Annotated in this window: 12 protein-coding genes; 1 reads left to right on the forward strand and 11 read right to left on the reverse strand. The window is 64.5% G+C overall.

Features of this window, described 5'->3' with window-relative positions; all coding sequences use genetic code 11:
• Nucleotides 1–220 precede the first annotated feature (220 nt).
• Nucleotides 221–637 (forward strand): RidA family protein, encoded by a 417-nt coding sequence (locus BM190_RS18730; protein ID WP_092257540.1) that lies wholly within the window; start codon nt 221–223, stop codon nt 635–637.
• A 1,781-nt stretch (nt 638–2,418) separates the two neighbouring features.
• On the opposite strand, the gene BM190_RS18740 is transcribed toward BM190_RS18730, so the two are convergent.
• From BM190_RS18740 to BM190_RS18790, 11 genes are all read right to left on the reverse strand, one after another.
• Nucleotides 2,419–3,963, reverse strand: coding sequence for a GMC family oxidoreductase (locus BM190_RS18740; RefSeq protein WP_092257543.1), 1,545 nt, complete (start codon nt 3,961–3,963; stop codon nt 2,419–2,421).
• A gap of 86 nt (nt 3,964–4,049) precedes the next feature.
• A complete protein-coding gene (gene parC, locus BM190_RS18745) occupies nt 4,050–6,308 on the reverse strand; it encodes a DNA topoisomerase IV subunit A (protein ID WP_018320017.1) in 2,259 nt (752 codons plus the stop codon).
• Between the two features lie 60 nt (nt 6,309–6,368).
• A complete protein-coding gene (locus tag BM190_RS18750) occupies nt 6,369–6,656 on the reverse strand; it encodes a hypothetical protein (protein ID WP_092257547.1) in 288 nt (95 codons plus the stop codon).
• A 102-nt stretch (nt 6,657–6,758) separates the two neighbouring features.
• The gene (gene recO, locus BM190_RS18755) at nt 6,759–7,511 is read right to left on the reverse strand and encodes a DNA repair protein RecO (protein ID WP_092257550.1); all 753 of its coding nucleotides are present in this window, start codon (nt 7,509–7,511) and stop codon (nt 6,759–6,761) included.
• 136 nt (nt 7,512–7,647) lie between these two features.
• Nucleotides 7,648–8,028: a hypothetical protein gene (locus tag BM190_RS18760; RefSeq protein WP_092257553.1), complete on the reverse strand. Its 381-nt coding sequence runs from the start codon at nt 8,026–8,028 to the stop codon at nt 7,648–7,650.
• 21 nt (nt 8,029–8,049) lie between these two features.
• A complete protein-coding gene (gene era / locus BM190_RS18765) occupies nt 8,050–8,976 on the reverse strand; it encodes a GTPase Era (protein ID WP_092257556.1) in 927 nt (308 codons plus the stop codon).
• Complete coding sequence (gene rnc / locus BM190_RS18770; RefSeq protein WP_092257559.1) at nt 8,966–9,787, reverse strand: ribonuclease III; 822 nt, start codon at nt 9,785–9,787, stop codon at nt 8,966–8,968. The genes era and rnc overlap by 11 nt, the downstream gene beginning before the upstream one ends.
• Nucleotides 9,784–10,548, reverse strand: a complete 765-nt coding sequence (gene lepB, locus BM190_RS18775) for a signal peptidase I (RefSeq protein ID WP_018320011.1) — start codon at nt 10,546–10,548, stop codon at nt 9,784–9,786. Before lepB ends, rnc begins: the two co-directional genes overlap by 4 nt.
• A gap of 249 nt (nt 10,549–10,797) precedes the next feature.
• Nucleotides 10,798–11,217, reverse strand: coding sequence for a holo-ACP synthase (gene acpS / locus BM190_RS18780; protein ID WP_018320010.1), 420 nt, complete (start codon nt 11,215–11,217; stop codon nt 10,798–10,800).
• A complete protein-coding gene (locus tag BM190_RS18785) occupies nt 11,214–11,966 on the reverse strand; it encodes a pyridoxine 5'-phosphate synthase (RefSeq protein WP_018320009.1) in 753 nt (250 codons plus the stop codon). The genes acpS and BM190_RS18785 overlap by 4 nt, the downstream gene beginning before the upstream one ends.
• 45 nt (nt 11,967–12,011) lie before the next feature.
• Nucleotides 12,012–14,297, reverse strand: a complete 2,286-nt coding sequence (locus BM190_RS18790) for a RelA/SpoT family protein (protein ID WP_018320008.1) — start codon at nt 14,295–14,297, stop codon at nt 12,012–12,014.
• Between the last annotated feature and the right edge of the window lie 182 nt (nt 14,298–14,479).

Genomic DNA, 14,479 nt, shown 5'->3' on the forward strand with positions numbered 1-14,479 from the left:
GCTGCGTCGCAATTGCGGGGCATCGTGCAAGACGGCTACGGGTCAAAGGCCGAAAGTCTCGCTGAGAGCAAATCTGGTCTGAACTACCACGGATGGCAGACGTCGATTCGGCCGTGAGGATTTCTCAGTCGAGCCAGGAGCCGAAGTGTCGCTTGTCGCGTTCGTATGTTCTATTCGTCGCAGTTGCGCCGTTGACCGCGGCAAAAAACAAGGAGCCCCAATGACCCGATCCGTCCATGTTGCTGCAGGGCTCTTTGATAGCCGGCCGTATGGTTTTGCTCAGGTTACAGTCATTCGGACGCCGTTCGGTGACGTGGTAAATGTGTCCGGCCAGGTCGCTTGGGATGCCGATCGAAACATCGTCGGTGCCGGTGACATCGGGCGTCAACTTGAAAAGAGCCTAGAAAACCTGGCTGTCGCATTGGCATCGGTTGGCGCGACGCTCGATGACGTCGGCTCACTCCGACTCTACATCAGGCTAAGTCACATGCATGAAAGTGGAGCGATCACCACCGCTCTCAGGGCGGCGTTCGGCGAGAACCCGCCCTGCGCAACCTGGATCGGGGTGCCGAGCCTCGCCAACGACGCTTTCCTGATCGAGGTCGAACCCTCTAACGTTTTTCTTGCGCGCAAGTAGATGGCTGACGGCAGCAATGGGTCATAAGCCGTCGATGATGACCAAGCTGGGCGACTTCCGTCTTGCTCTTGGAAGCTGTCATTCACGAGCACCCGTCCTCAAGGAAAAGCTCGTCGCAGCGCGCCCGTCGGGCAAAACAGCCCGGTCAGTTTGACCAAGCCGCCTGTCAAGCCCTACCTCGCAAAATATTCCACTTTACCGAAATTCGGATTTGTCGTACACACTGCTCACCCTGGCCCGAGACAAGGGGCGGATCGCGATCGTCACGAACCGCGGGCTGGGTAGCGATGGACGCGACGGCGTCGGGCGCGAGCGGGCATTGCAGGGCGGGACACCGTGAGCAATGGCTTCGCGCAAACGACACGACGCCGACAGCGTCTTCGTATGGCTTCGGGGGCGAGCACACGCCACCCTTCGAAGTCCCAGCGAGGACGTGCGCGGACGGAGAAGTCGTGTGGTCCCGGCGCCCGGGGTTCTGGCGTCAAGCCTTGGCGGTGATGTGTGGCCGACCGGCACGCGCATCGACTATCCGCAAGGCGACGGGGGCAATAGTGCAACGCTCCCCGAGGAGAGCACGAAGGACACCGTTAAAACCATTCGCGCAGGGAAGGCCGGGCGACCGGCAACACCTGTGGTCCCCCCGTGTGCATTTCGCTCGCGCACGGATCTCGGGTGCCAGCCGGCGCCCGGCCTTCCCTGCGCCCTTGTCTTTGTCGAGGGCGGCACCTGGAGCAAGACTCGGGCGAGACGCGCCGCGAGAAGGCGATGGTGCGCCTGCTTGATGCCTCCGTCAGAGTTTTAGAGCCTTCTCAAACCTATCCCGCACCAAGAGCGAAGGCTGTAAGCTACCTCACAGCCAGCCAAGATCTTCGACATGGCCGAGGGCACCCGCCGCATGCCTGCGTGCTGCCAGGGGTTCGACACGGGCCGCTTCCTTCTTGCCACCCGCTCAATCGGGGTGGCAATTCATCGTGGAGGAGCGGCAGGCGGCGCGAAAATCTCGTCCGCGTTCCATTGCAAAGGTGCAGATCGAAGCCGACAACCTGTCTGCGCGCGAGCGAGTTTCGGCTTGCTCGGCCCGGCACCGGCAAGCATCCTTTCCGTCGCAAGATGAAATGGACCCGGAATAGAAGCGGCAATCCCAGCAACAACGGACTTGCCCAACGATGTCGCTGCAATCGTGATGGTCACCACAGATACGGCGACGACAAGCACATCGGTCACAATGCGCTTCGAAAGGTGCCTTGTCATGAGTGGGACCCTCACAACCAAAATAAAGCACTGCGCAACTGGAATCTTGCATCGTAGGCAAATGGGTATCGAAGCGTGCTCACCGCACGTGAAGTGCTTGAGGCGGTTATACGCCGGTGATGAACAATGGTGTAGCAGCGATCCAGACCTAGTCTGGTGCGAAACGCGCAACAGGTTCTGCGGCTCCCTGGCGCTCGCGAAACTCGACTCTCGTAACCAGAGATCGTGTCGTCGATAATCTCAAGATCGTGGATTGTGTTAGCGACCTCGAGAGATAGGGAAGTGCGGTCGGTCTGTGAACTGATGAGCAAGGTCCCGCCACTTGCTCGGTCGTTGCGAGCGTAGCGAAGCAAGCGGTGCGTTCCCATCCATCACCGTCACCCTGAGGTGGCCGCTTCTTCAGCGGCCCTGGAAGGGCGACGGCCCGGCTGGCGCTGCCAAGATATCGAAGCATCTCGGCCGTTCATCCTTCGAGGCTCGCGGCGCGATGCTTTTGCATCGCGCCACTCGCACCTCATGGCGCGGCCAAACTACCGCATCATCATCCGCACGATCGCTTCGCCGATCACCACCGTGGTGAAATGCGTGTTGGCGCGGCAGTCGGACGGCATGATCGAGGCGTCGGCGACGCGCAAGCCCGCAATGCCTTTCACGCTGCCGTCAGGATTGACCACGCCGTCGGGCTCGCCGGCGCCGGTCATGCGACAACTGCCGGCGGCGTGCTGGATGTCGCCGGTCTCACGGCGCAGCACCGCATCGAGTTCATGATCCGGCAGCGCTGCCGCCTGCGGCAGCGTCAGATCGGTGTCGGCGAGCCGAATCCAGTCCGCGATGCCCGCCAGCGCCGGCTGCGACGTGATCACGGCGAGCCGCCTCACCGCATCCATCATGCGCAGCATGTCGCGGGGATCGGCGAGCATGTTCTCCTCGACGACGGGATCGATCGCCGGATCGGTCGAGGCCAGCTTCAGCGTGCCGCGCGAATAGGCGTTGAACAGGCCCGCGCCGATCGCCCCGGGATTACCGATGCCGCGATGATTGAAGGCGATCAGGATCATGTCGCGCTTGCCGCCCTCGGCGAGGCCCGAGGAATAGGTCACGCAGCAATTGGTGTGACGGGTGTCGGGGTCGGTGGGACGCAGCTCCTCACGAAGCTGAATCGTCGTGCGAAACAGCGGGTGATCGAAGTAGTGGCGGCCGACCGGGAGGTCGCGGGCGACGCCAATTCCCATCGCCTTCAATTCCTCGGCAGGGCCAATGCCCGAGCGCAGCAGGATCGCCGGGCTGTGGATCGCACCGGCGCACAGCACGATCTGCCGCGCACTGATCTCGTGAGTGCCCTGCCCTTCGATATGGACACGGACGCCGGTGGCGCGGCCATCGCTGATCAGGATGCGATCGACCAGCGCATAACCGCGGATTTCCAGATTGGCGCGGCCTCGCGCCGGCTCGAGATAACCCTCATTGGTGCTGATGCGGCAACCATCGCGGCTGTTGATGGGATAGCAGGCGACACCCTCGCCGTCGGGGCCGTTGAGGTCGGCGCACCAGGGATAACCGCTGGCGAGCGCGGCATCGCGCAAGCCGCGATCGATCGCGCCCCAGGTCTCGGGCGGCGCGCGATAGACCGGCAGCGGTCCGCCGCGGCCATGGCCTTCGGCGGCGCCGAATTCAAAATCGTCCTCGATCACCGAGAAGAGCGGCATTACCTCGCTGGCCGACCAGCCGGTGCAGCCATGGGCGGCCCATTCGTCGAACGCATCGGCAACGCCGCGGATCGCGATCTGGCCGTTCATCATCGAGGAGCCGCCAAGCCCCTTGCCGCGCCAGTAGAAGCGCGGCTCCTGCCCGGCGACGCGACGCGACAAGAGATCTGGCCACTGCCATTTCTCCTGGTACTCGCGCTTGTGGATGATCGGGATCGGGTTCGGCGTCCGCACCTCCCAAGGCGCCTCATCGGCGCGCCAGTCGCGCCCCGCCTCCAGCAGCAAGACGCGCCGGGCGGGATCCTCGGACAGCCGCGCCGCAACAGCCGCGCCAGCGGAGCCGCCGCCGACAACTATGACATCGTACATCGCGTTATTTCTCGACATTCCAGAACACCGGCCTGGCGAACGGTATCAGACCGCGCGGAGTGTGCAGCGCGTCCGGGACACGAGCCCTACCCGATCACCTTGCCGAACTTGTTCGACTTCGGGAAACCCTTCGGCGGCAGGCGGCCGGCGTCGGCGCGGGTGCCTTGCCACTCGCTGAGCTCCTTCATGGTCGCCGAGAATTCGCGGCCCGCGGAGTCCTTCCAGGTCAGACCCGCCTTGGCCTCGAACACGGCAACGTCGGAGAGACCGCCGTCCTTGTACTTCTGCAGGCGGACGCCGCGGCCGCGCGCCATCTCCGGCACCTGGTCGAGCGGGAAGATCAGCATCTTGCGGTTCTCGCCGATGACCGCAACGGTGTCGCCGATCACCTCGGTGACCGTGCGCGCCTCGTTCGGCATGTCGACGTTGAGGACCTGCTTGCCCTTCTTGGTGGTGCCGACGCAATCGTCCTCGTTGACGACAAAGCCCTGGCCCTCGTGGCTCGCGACCAGGAATTTGCGCCCACCCTTGTTGACGAACAGCGCGACCGGCGCGGCCTCCTGCTCGAGGTCGATGAACAGGCGGATCGGCTCGCCGTGGCCGCGGCCGCCCGGAAGCTTGGCGACGTCGAGCGAGTAGAATTTGCCGTTGGTGGCGAACAGCAGCAGCTTCGAGGTCGTCTCGGCGAAGAAGGCGAAGCCGAGCTTGTCGTCCTGCTTGAAGGCAAGGCCCGAGAGATCCTCGACATGGCCCTTCATGGTGCGGATCCAGCCCTTGTCGGAGACGACGACCGTCACCGGCTCGCGTTCGACGAAGGCCTCCTCGATCGCGGCGAGATCGTGCTCGGGCGCATCGGCAAAGGTGGTGCGGCGCTTGCCGAGCGGCGTCTTCGGTCCGAACATGTCGCGGACCTTGCCGACCTGCTCGCCGACCTTCTTCCACTGCTCGGCTTCCGAAGCGAGCACCGCGTTGATGCCCTTGAGCTCGGCACGGAGGTTCTTGTCCTCGGTGCGGATCTCCATCTCCTCGAGCTTGCGCAAGGAGCGCAGCCGCATGTTGAGGATGGCTTCGGCCTGCACCTCGGTGAGCTTGAACTCCTTCATCAACGCCGGCTTCGGCTCATCCTCCGTGCGGATGATCTTGATGACCTTGTCGATGTTCAGATAGGCGATCAGGAAGCCGCCGAGGACTTCCAGCCGGTGCTCGATCTGCGCCTTGCGGTAGTTGCTGCGGCGGATCAGGACGTCGCGCAGATGGTCGAGCCATTCGCGCAGGCACTCCGCAAGACCCACCACCTTGGGCACGCGGCCCTTGATCAGCACGTTGAGGTTCAGCGGAATCTTGTTTTCGAGCTCGGTGAGACGGAACAGCGATTCCATCATCAGCGCGGGATCGACGTTCTTCGATTTCGGCTCGATGACGATGCGGACGTCTTCGGCCGACTCGTCCCTGATGTCGCCGACCAGCGGCAGCTTTTTCTGGTCGAGCAGCTCGGCGACCTTCTCGATCAGCCGCGACTTCTGCACCAGGAAGGGAATCTCGGTGACGACGACGACCCAGGCGCCTCGCGCGCCCTCCTCCTGCTCCCACCGCGCGCGAACGCGGAACGAGCCGCGGCCGGTGGTGTAGGCTTCGGCGATGGCCTGCTTGGAATCGACGCAGATGCCGCCGGTCGGGAAATCCGGGCCCTTGACCCACCGCATCAGCGCCTTGGACTTGGCGTCGGGCTTCTCGATCAGATGCAGCGCGGCTTCGCAAAGCTCGGCGGCGTTGTGCGGCGGGATCGAGGTCGCCATGCCGACCGCGATGCCCTGCGCACCGTTGGCGAGCAGGTTCGGGAAGCCGCCGGGCAGCACGACCGGCTCCTTCGACTGGCCGTCGTAATTGGCGCGGAACTCGACGCCGTCCTCGTCGATGCCGTCGAGCAGAAGCCGCGCGACGTCGGTCATGCGCGCTTCGGTGTAGCGGTAGGCGGCGGGATTATCGCCGTCGATATTGCCGAAATTGCCCTGGCCGTCGACCAGCGGGTAGCGCGAGGAGAAGTCCTGCGCGAGGCGCACCATGGCGTCGTAGATCGCCTGGTCGCCGTGCGGATGGAACGAGCCCATCACGTCGCCGACGATTTTGGCTGATTTCTTGAAGGCCGTGCCGGGGTCGAGCCTGAGCAGGCGCATGCCGTAGAGGATGCGCCGGTGAACCGGCTTCAGGCCGTCGCGCGCGTCGGGCAGCGCGCGGTGCATGATGGTGGAGAGCGCATAGGCGAGATAACGCTCCTCGAGCGCTTCACGCAGCGGCACCTCGTGAATTTCGGCCGGTTCTTCCGGCGGAACGATTCGTTTTCCCATGCCGCCCGGTTAAACCGTGGAAGCGAATCGGGCAAGGATGGATTGGTTCCCTGTGGGCGCCTAATGCCCCGCCCAGCCGGCTGTCACGGTCTGGGTCTGGGTCCCACCAGGCGTTTGGGCAGGCGCCGGCGCATTGGTCAGGCACCGCCGGGCGGCCTCGATTTCGGCCTCCGTCGCTCCCTTCGACCTCGCCCATGTCTCTGCGGCCGCAGCAGAATATTTCGCCACATAATACCGGACGACCGTGCAGGACGCCCGGCGAAACACGCCGGGTTGCGGCTCGCCGGCCATTGCATCAGGCGCAAACGTGAGCAGCGCCGCGGACAAGGCGAATCCTCTGATCAACATTTAGGCTGTCCCCGCTATGGAACCTGAGGAAGCGAACTCAACCAGCCCTACTTCGTTCCGCCGGAACTCCATATCCGGAGGCAAGGCAGAGTCCCGCTCCGCTCATGGCGCGGGAATCGCCGCCTTCGCCTGCTGACGGATCAAGGCGTTGATGAAGCCCGCGCGCGCGTCGGAATGGCCCTGCCCGCGCGGCTCCAGCACATGGCGCAGCAGGAACAGGCCGGTGAGCCGAAAACCGTCCTGGAGATCCTGCTCGGTGAGGTCGCTTGCGGTTTCGCCTTGGCGCAGAAACGGCGGCAGGCGCAACAGGCGGTCACGCCACGGCTCGCCAGCGCCGCGCGACACCGCGCCGCCGGATTTCGGCGAGACATAGATCAGGTCGGTGGTCTCGCCGGTCACGGCACAGTTTTCGAGGGCCAGCCCAAAGCCGAGCTCGGCGAGCATCGCCAGCTCGAAATGGATGAGGTGCACGGCTGCACCACCGATATCCTCGAAATCGTCGAGCGAATGCTCGAGCAGCGCGAAGATCTCCTCATGCGGATCGCGCTCCGGCAAGAGGCGCGCAATCGAGGCGAGATGGGTGACGCCGTAGACGCCATGGGACGAACCCAGCAGCGCCGCCGCGCGCAGCTTAAGCCCTTCGATGGCGTAGGTGCCGAGATGCTCGTCGAGCCGCGCTCGCCATACCGCGCTGACGCTGTTCCCCGGCTGCAGCAAGGGCCGCATCCGCGAGCCGGCGCCGCCGCGGACGAGGCCGAGATGGCGGCCGTGCGCGCGCGTCAACAGCTCGACGATGGCGCTGCTTTCGCCATGCCGCCGCACGCCCAGCACGATGCCTTCGTCGGTCCATTCCATGAAGGAAGTTTAGCGCATTTAAAGCTGCCGTAGGGTGGGCAAAGCGAAGCGTGCCCACCAATTTGATCGACGGCGCGAGATGGTGGGCACGGCGCGCAAGGGCGCGCCTTTGCCCACCCTACGGCACCGCGCAACCTCACGCGTTGAACCAGCCCTGCGCGTCGCCGCTGAAGGAGAAATACAGGCCTACCGTCGTCAGCGCGCAGGAAACGATCTCGATGGCGCTGTCGAGCTCCAGGCCCTTCTGGCCGATGATCTGGCCAAGCGAGATCACCGACAGCACGAGCGCCGCCGCCAGCACCCAGCGCGGCCAGTTCTTCCGCTCATGCGCGGCGAGCCTGACGAAGTAGACCAGCAGCAGGATCATGCCGCCGGCGAGCAAGGTCCCCGTCATGATCATCTGCTCGGTCACCTCGGCACTGGGCGTGCGATCCTGCACCGCAACGGACAAGGCATCCAGCATCAACGATGCATAGAGCAGCGCTTCGAAGCGCCGGACATTGCTGGGCACGCTCATCGGATACCGATCTGTTCTTGGTTATTCTCTCGGAAAGTCCAGGCCCATCTCGCGGTAGCGATCGGGATCGTCGCCCCAATTCTCGCGCACTTTGACGAACAGGAACAGATGCACCGGCACGTCCAGGATCTGCATCAGCTCCTTGCGCGAGTCCGCGCCGATCGACTTGATGGTGGCGCCGCCCTTGCCGAGCACGATCTTGCGCTGGCTCTCGCGCTCGACGAAGATCGTTTGCTCGATCCGCACCGACTTGTCCTTGCGCTCCTCCCACTTGTCGGTCTCGACCGTGGACTGGTAGGGCAATTCCTGGTGCAGCTTCTGATAGATTTTTTCGCGCGTAATCTCGGCCGCCAGCTGCCGCATCGGCGCGTCCGACATCTGGTCCTCGGGATAGAGGAACGGACCCGGCGGCACCATCTCGGACAGCGTCTTGCGGATATCGTCGACACCGTCGCCCGAGATCGCCGCGATCATGAAGGTCCTCGCGAACTTCATGCGCTCGTTGGCGGCCTGCGCCAGCGCCAGCAGTTTCTCGCGCTGGACCAGATCGACCTTATTGATCACCAGGATCTTCTCGTGATTGACGCTGGCCGCCTTGGTGAGGATCGCCTCGGCTTCCTCGTCGATCCCGGTCTTGGCGTCGAGCAGCACGCAGACGAGATCGGCATCATGCGCCCCGCTCCAGGCGGTCGAGACCATGGCGCGGTCGAGCCGGCGCTTGGGCAGGAAGATGCCGGGCGTGTCGACCAGGATGATCTGCGCGTTGTTCTCGATCACGATGCCGCGGATCAGCGCGCGCGTGGTCTGCACCTTGCGCGAAACGATCGTGACCTTGGCGCCAACCAGCGCGTTGACCAGCGTGGACTTGCCGACGTTCGGCGCGCCGATCAGCGCAACGAAGCCGCAGCGCGTGGCAGTGGGCGCCTCGCCGCTTGTTTCAGCCGTCATTGCCGCCGCCAACGCCTTCACGTTCGATCATCACTGAAGCTGCTACTTTCTCTGCCGCGCGCTTGCTGCCGCCGATGCCCTCGGCCGGCGCGAGCCCCGGCAGGTCCACCGCGACGCGGAATTGCGGATCGTGGTGCGGGCCGGTGCGCTCGACCTCGCGGTAAACCGGCGTCGGCAGCCCTTTGCCCTGCGCCCATTCCTGCAGCACGGTCTTGGGATCGCGCAAGGGACGGCGCGGCTTGTGCATGCGCTCGGTCCAGTTGCGCTTGACGAATTCGGCGGCCGCCGCATGGCCGCCGTCAAGGAAGATGGCGCCGATCACGGCCTCGCAGATGTCGCCGAGGATGGACTTGCGCAGGCGCGCGTCGGCGCTGGAGCCGACCGAGCCGAGCTTGATGTCGTCGAGCAGACCAAGCGACTTGGCGACGTCGGCGCAGCTTTCCTTGCGCACGAGCTCGGCAAGACGCTTGGACAGCTCGCCTTCGTCGGCGTTCGGGAAGGCATGATAGAGCATGTCGGAGACGACGAGCCCGAGGACGTGGTCGCCGAGGAATTCCAGGCGCTGATAGCTGTCGCCGCGCTTGCGCCCGGACTTCAGCGCCGAGACATGCGTGATCGCCTGCATCAGCATATTCGGGTCGACGAAGCTGTGGCCGATGCGCGCCTCGAGCGCCGCGTTGGCATCGGTGCCCTTGGCCTTGCTGCTCCTCGTCCGCTTCTTCTTTGCAGGCGTCTTCGCTGCAGCTTCGCTCTCAGGAGCGGCTTGCGCCTCGGTCGGTTGGATCGCGATGTCCTTGGCTTCGTCTTTCATCGGACGATTTTGAAGAACCGATTCCAGCGCACCGCCCACGGCCAGCGCCAGAACATCCAGGCATGCTCGCCTTCGGCGATGGAGAAGAAGATCATCTGGGCGCGGCCGATCAGATTCTCCTGCGGCACATAGCCGACCTGGCCGAGGAAGCGGCTGTCGGTGGAATTGTCGCGGTTGTCGCCCATCATGAAGAAATGGCCGGCCGGCACAGTGTAGACGTTGGTGTTGTCCACGTAGCCGTTGTCAGCGCAGTCGAGCGTCTCATAGGACACGCCGTTCGGCAGTGTTTCCTTCCAGCGCTTCACGCGGGAGATACCGCCACCTTCCGAGCCGCAGGGCTCCTCGCCGACATATTCGCTCATGCGCTGCCGCTCGACCGGCGTGTCGTTGATGTAGAGCAGCCCGTCCCGCATCTGGATGCGGTCGCCTGGAAGGCCGATCACCCGCTTGATGTAATCGGTGGAATCGTCCTTCGGCAGCCGAAACACGACGATGTCGCCGCGGTTCGGATCGGAGCCCCAGATCCGCCCGGAGAACAGCGGCGGCGAGAACGGAATCGAATAGTGGCTGTAGCCGTAGGAATATTTCGAGACGAACAGATAGTCGCCGACCAGCAGCGTCGCCTTCATCGAGCCGGACGGGATATTGAAGGGCTGGAACAGGAACGTGCGGATCACCAGCGCGATCAGGAGAGCGTGGATCACGACCCGGATCGTCTCACCGACGCCGCTCTCAGTTTTCGTTCCTGAAGTCACGCTCATTGCTCTCTCAATTCCGGCCGGCGATCACAGAGCGCCCTCCTCCCGCGAACGGCCCACCGGTTCGCGGCGCAAGGAGATTGTCCTGATTCTGATAGTGAGGGCCAATTCCGGCGTAAAGCCGAATTCGCCCAAGCTGATTTGCGTCCGCGGACTTTTAGACGGTTGTCGGAGGCCACGCAATCAAGGATCGCATCAAAACTGAATAAGGCATTGATTTAAAACACAAATCATAAAATCGCCGGGGCCCCCTCAGGGTTTCGGCAGCGGGACGGCCGAAATGATCACGAAGGCCTGCGCCAACGGCCAATCGTCGGTGATCGACAGGTCGATCCGCGCCTCGAACCCCTCCGGGGTCAGGGTCTGGAGCCGGGCCAGCGCCCCGCCGGTCAGCTGCATGGTCGGCCGCCCGCCCGGCAGGTTGACCACCCCCATGTCGCGCCACCAGACGCCGCGCCGGATCCCGGTGCCGAGCGCCTTGGAGCAGGCCTCCTTGGCGGCGAAGCGCTTGGCGTAGGTCGCCACCACCATCTTCTCGTTCTTGGCCCGCCGCTCCGCCTTGGCCCGCTCGGCCGCGGTGAAGATGCGGTCGAGGAAACGCTCGCCGTGGCGCTCGATCACCTTGGCGACGCGGGTGATGTCGATCAGGTCGGAGCCGACGCCGATGATCATGCCCGGCTCCGGCCGCGGTCCATCGCCGCGCGCATGCTGCGCACCGTCTCGGCAAGACCGACGAACAGTGCTTCGCCGATCATGTAGTAGCCGATGTTGAGCTCCATGATCTCTGGAAGGGCGGCAATCGTCTCCGCCGTCGCATAGTCGAGCCCGTGCCCGGCATGAACCTCGAGCCCGGCCGCCTTCGCCAGCTTCACGCCCGCCACGATCCGCTGCCATTCGGCCTCGGCCTTGGCGGTGTGGCCGTCGACGACGGCATCGCACCAGGCGCCGGTATGGATCTCAATAACAGGCGCGCGCAGCCGCGCCGCCATCTCGATCTGGGCGGGATCGGCGGCGATGAACAGGGAGACCCGAATGCCGGCATCGTTCAGTCGCGCGATATAGGGCGCGAGCGCGTTGTGCTGGCCGACCACATCCAGCCCACCTTCAGTGGTCACTTCCTGCCGGCGCTCCGGCACCAGGCACACCGCGTGCGGCTTGGTGGCGAGCGAGATGCGCATCATGTCGTCGGTCGCCGCCATCTCGAAATTGAGCGGCTTGGAGATCTCGGCCTTCAGCCGCGCCATGTCCTCGTCGCGGATGTGGCGGCGATCCTCCCGCAAATGGGCGGTGATGCCATCGGCGCCGGCTTCGATCGCCAGCAGCGCCGCGCGCACCGGATCGGGATGGCGGCCGCCGCGCGCGTTACGCACGGTTGCGACGTGATCGATATTGACGCCGAGGCGAAGCTTCGAAGCGGGCATTTCAGAACTCACGAAATCGGAGGGACGGACGGCTGCGGAGGAAGCCTATCCATTAACACGTTCGACTTTGGCGACGACCGCCTTCGCGCGCAGCTGGGCCAGGATCGCGCTGAGGTGCTTGAGATCGTAGACTTCGAGATCGATCGTCGTCTCCGTGAAATCAGGCGAGCGGCGCTGCATGCTGATGTTGTCGATATTGCCGTCGTGCTCGGCGATCACGGTCGCGATCTGCGCCAGCGCGCCGGGCTCGTTGACGTTCTCGACCTTGATGCGGGCCGGAAAGCGCTGCGGCGCGGAGTCCTCGATGTCCCAACGGACGTCGAGCCAGCGCTCCGGCTCCTCCTCGAAATCCTTCAGCGCCGGCGCCTGGATCGGGTAGATCGTAATGCCCTCTCCCGGCGTCACGATGCCGACGATGCGATCGCCCGGCACAGCGCCGCCATTCGGTGCGAACTTGATCGGCAGGTCGGAATTGATGCCGCGGATCGGGATCGCGACCGGGCTGCGCGGCGGCTCCGACGACTTCTCCTTGAGCTTGGCGGCAAGCCCCTTCTTCACGCCGTAGCGCGCGATGCGCTCCTCCTTGTAGTCGGGGTACATCGCACGCGCGACGTGGGAGGCCTTGATCTCGCCGCGCCCCACCGCCGCCATGACGTCCTCGATCGAGGTGCGCGCGAGCCGCGGCAGCGCGCCCTTGAGCTTGTCGTCGGCGTATTCGATCTTGGCGCGCTCGAACAGGCGCTCCACGATGCGCCGGCCGAGACCGGCGTATTGATCGCGCACCGCCGTCCGGGTGGCGCGGCGGATCGCGGCGCGCGCCTTGCCGGTGACCGCAAGCGTCTCCCAGGCCGAGGGCGGCGCCGATTGCGCTTCCGAGGTCAGCACCTCGACCTCGTCGCCGTTCTGAAGCTCCGAGGACAGCGGCGCGAACTGGCCGTTGATCTTGCAGCCGACCGCGCTGTTGCCGACGTCGGTGTGCACGGCATAGGCGAAGTCGATCACGTTGGCGTGGCGCGGCAGCGCGATCAGCTTGCCCTTCGGGGTGAAGCAGAACACCTGGTCGTGAAACAGCTCGAGCTTGGTGTGCTCGAGGAATTCCTCCGGATTGGCGCTTTCCGAGAGGATGCCGATGGTGTGGCGCAGCCACGCGAACGCATTGGATTCGCGCTTGAGGAATTCGGTCGGCGAGCCGACGCCCTCCTTGTAGAACACATGCGCGGCGATGCCGCGCTCGGCGATCTGGTCCATCGCCTCCGTGCGGATCTGCAGCTCGACGCGCTGGTTGCCGGGGCCGATCACCGTGGTGTGGATCGAGCGATAGTCGTTCTGCTTCGGCGTCGAGATGTAGTCCTTGAAGCGTCCCGGCACGACCGGCCAGGTGGTGTGGACGATCCCGAGCGCGCGATAGCAGGCCTCGATGTCGTTGACGACGAGGCGGAAGCCGAAGATGTCGGACAATTGCTCGAAGCCGACCGACTTGCGCTCCATCTTGGTCCAGATCGAGAACGGCTTCTTGCGGCGGCCATAGACCCGCGCCCCTAAGCCCCGGTGGCGCAGATTGTTCGAGAGCTGGTCCTCGATCTCGCCGATCAGATTGCGGTTGCGCTCGGCGAGCGCGTCGAGCCGCTGCATCACCACCGAATAGGCTTCGGGATCGAGGGTGCGGAAGGACAGATCCTCCAGCTCCTCGCGCATTTCCTGCATGCCCATGCGGCCCGCCAGCGGCGCATAGATGTCGAGCGTCTCCTCGGCGATGCGCCTGCGCGATTCCGTCGGCACGAAATCCAGCGTGCGCATGTTGTGCAGGCGATCGGCGAGCTTGACCAGGAGCACACGGACATCGTCAGCAATGGCCAGCAACAATTTGCGCAGGTTCTCGGCCTGCTTGGCCTCCCGCGACACCAGCTCGAGCCGCTTCAGCTTGGTCAGACCCTCGACCAGCGCGCCGATCTCCGGCCCGAAGATCTGGTCGATCTCGGCCCGCGTCGCTTCGGTGTCCTCGATGGTGTCGTGGAGCAGCGCGGCCACGATGGTGGCGTCGTCGAGCTTGAGGTCGGTGAGAATCGCTGCCACTTCGAGCGGGTGCGAGAAATACGGATCGCCCGAGGCGCGGGTCTGCGAGCCGTGCGCCTTCATGGCGTAGACATAGGCGCGGTTCAGCAGGTCTTCGTTGGTGTTGGGATTGTAGGACCTGACGCGCTCGACGAGGTCATATTGACGCATCATGCGCGCGCGCGGCTTGGCCGGGCGCGCGACCGGCGCAGTCGGGGCCACGGCAACCGATTCGGTTGCGGCCTGCATCTGCGTGGATCTGCGGCGCCGATATACCATCCCGTCCTGCCTTCAAACGAGCCCGAGCCGGCCCGCTGTATACATCTTAGCTCCGATCGCGCTTGTGTCCGATCAATTCAGTAACAGGACGCATCGCCAGCTACAACGCATGGTAACCACGAAAACGTCAACAAAAGCAAAGGCCCGAACACCGGTTCGGGCCTTTGATAAAATCACAAGAA

The organism is Bradyrhizobium sp. Rc3b, assembly GCF_900114915.1.
Taxonomy (GTDB): Bacteria; Pseudomonadota; Alphaproteobacteria; order Rhizobiales; family Xanthobacteraceae; genus Bradyrhizobium.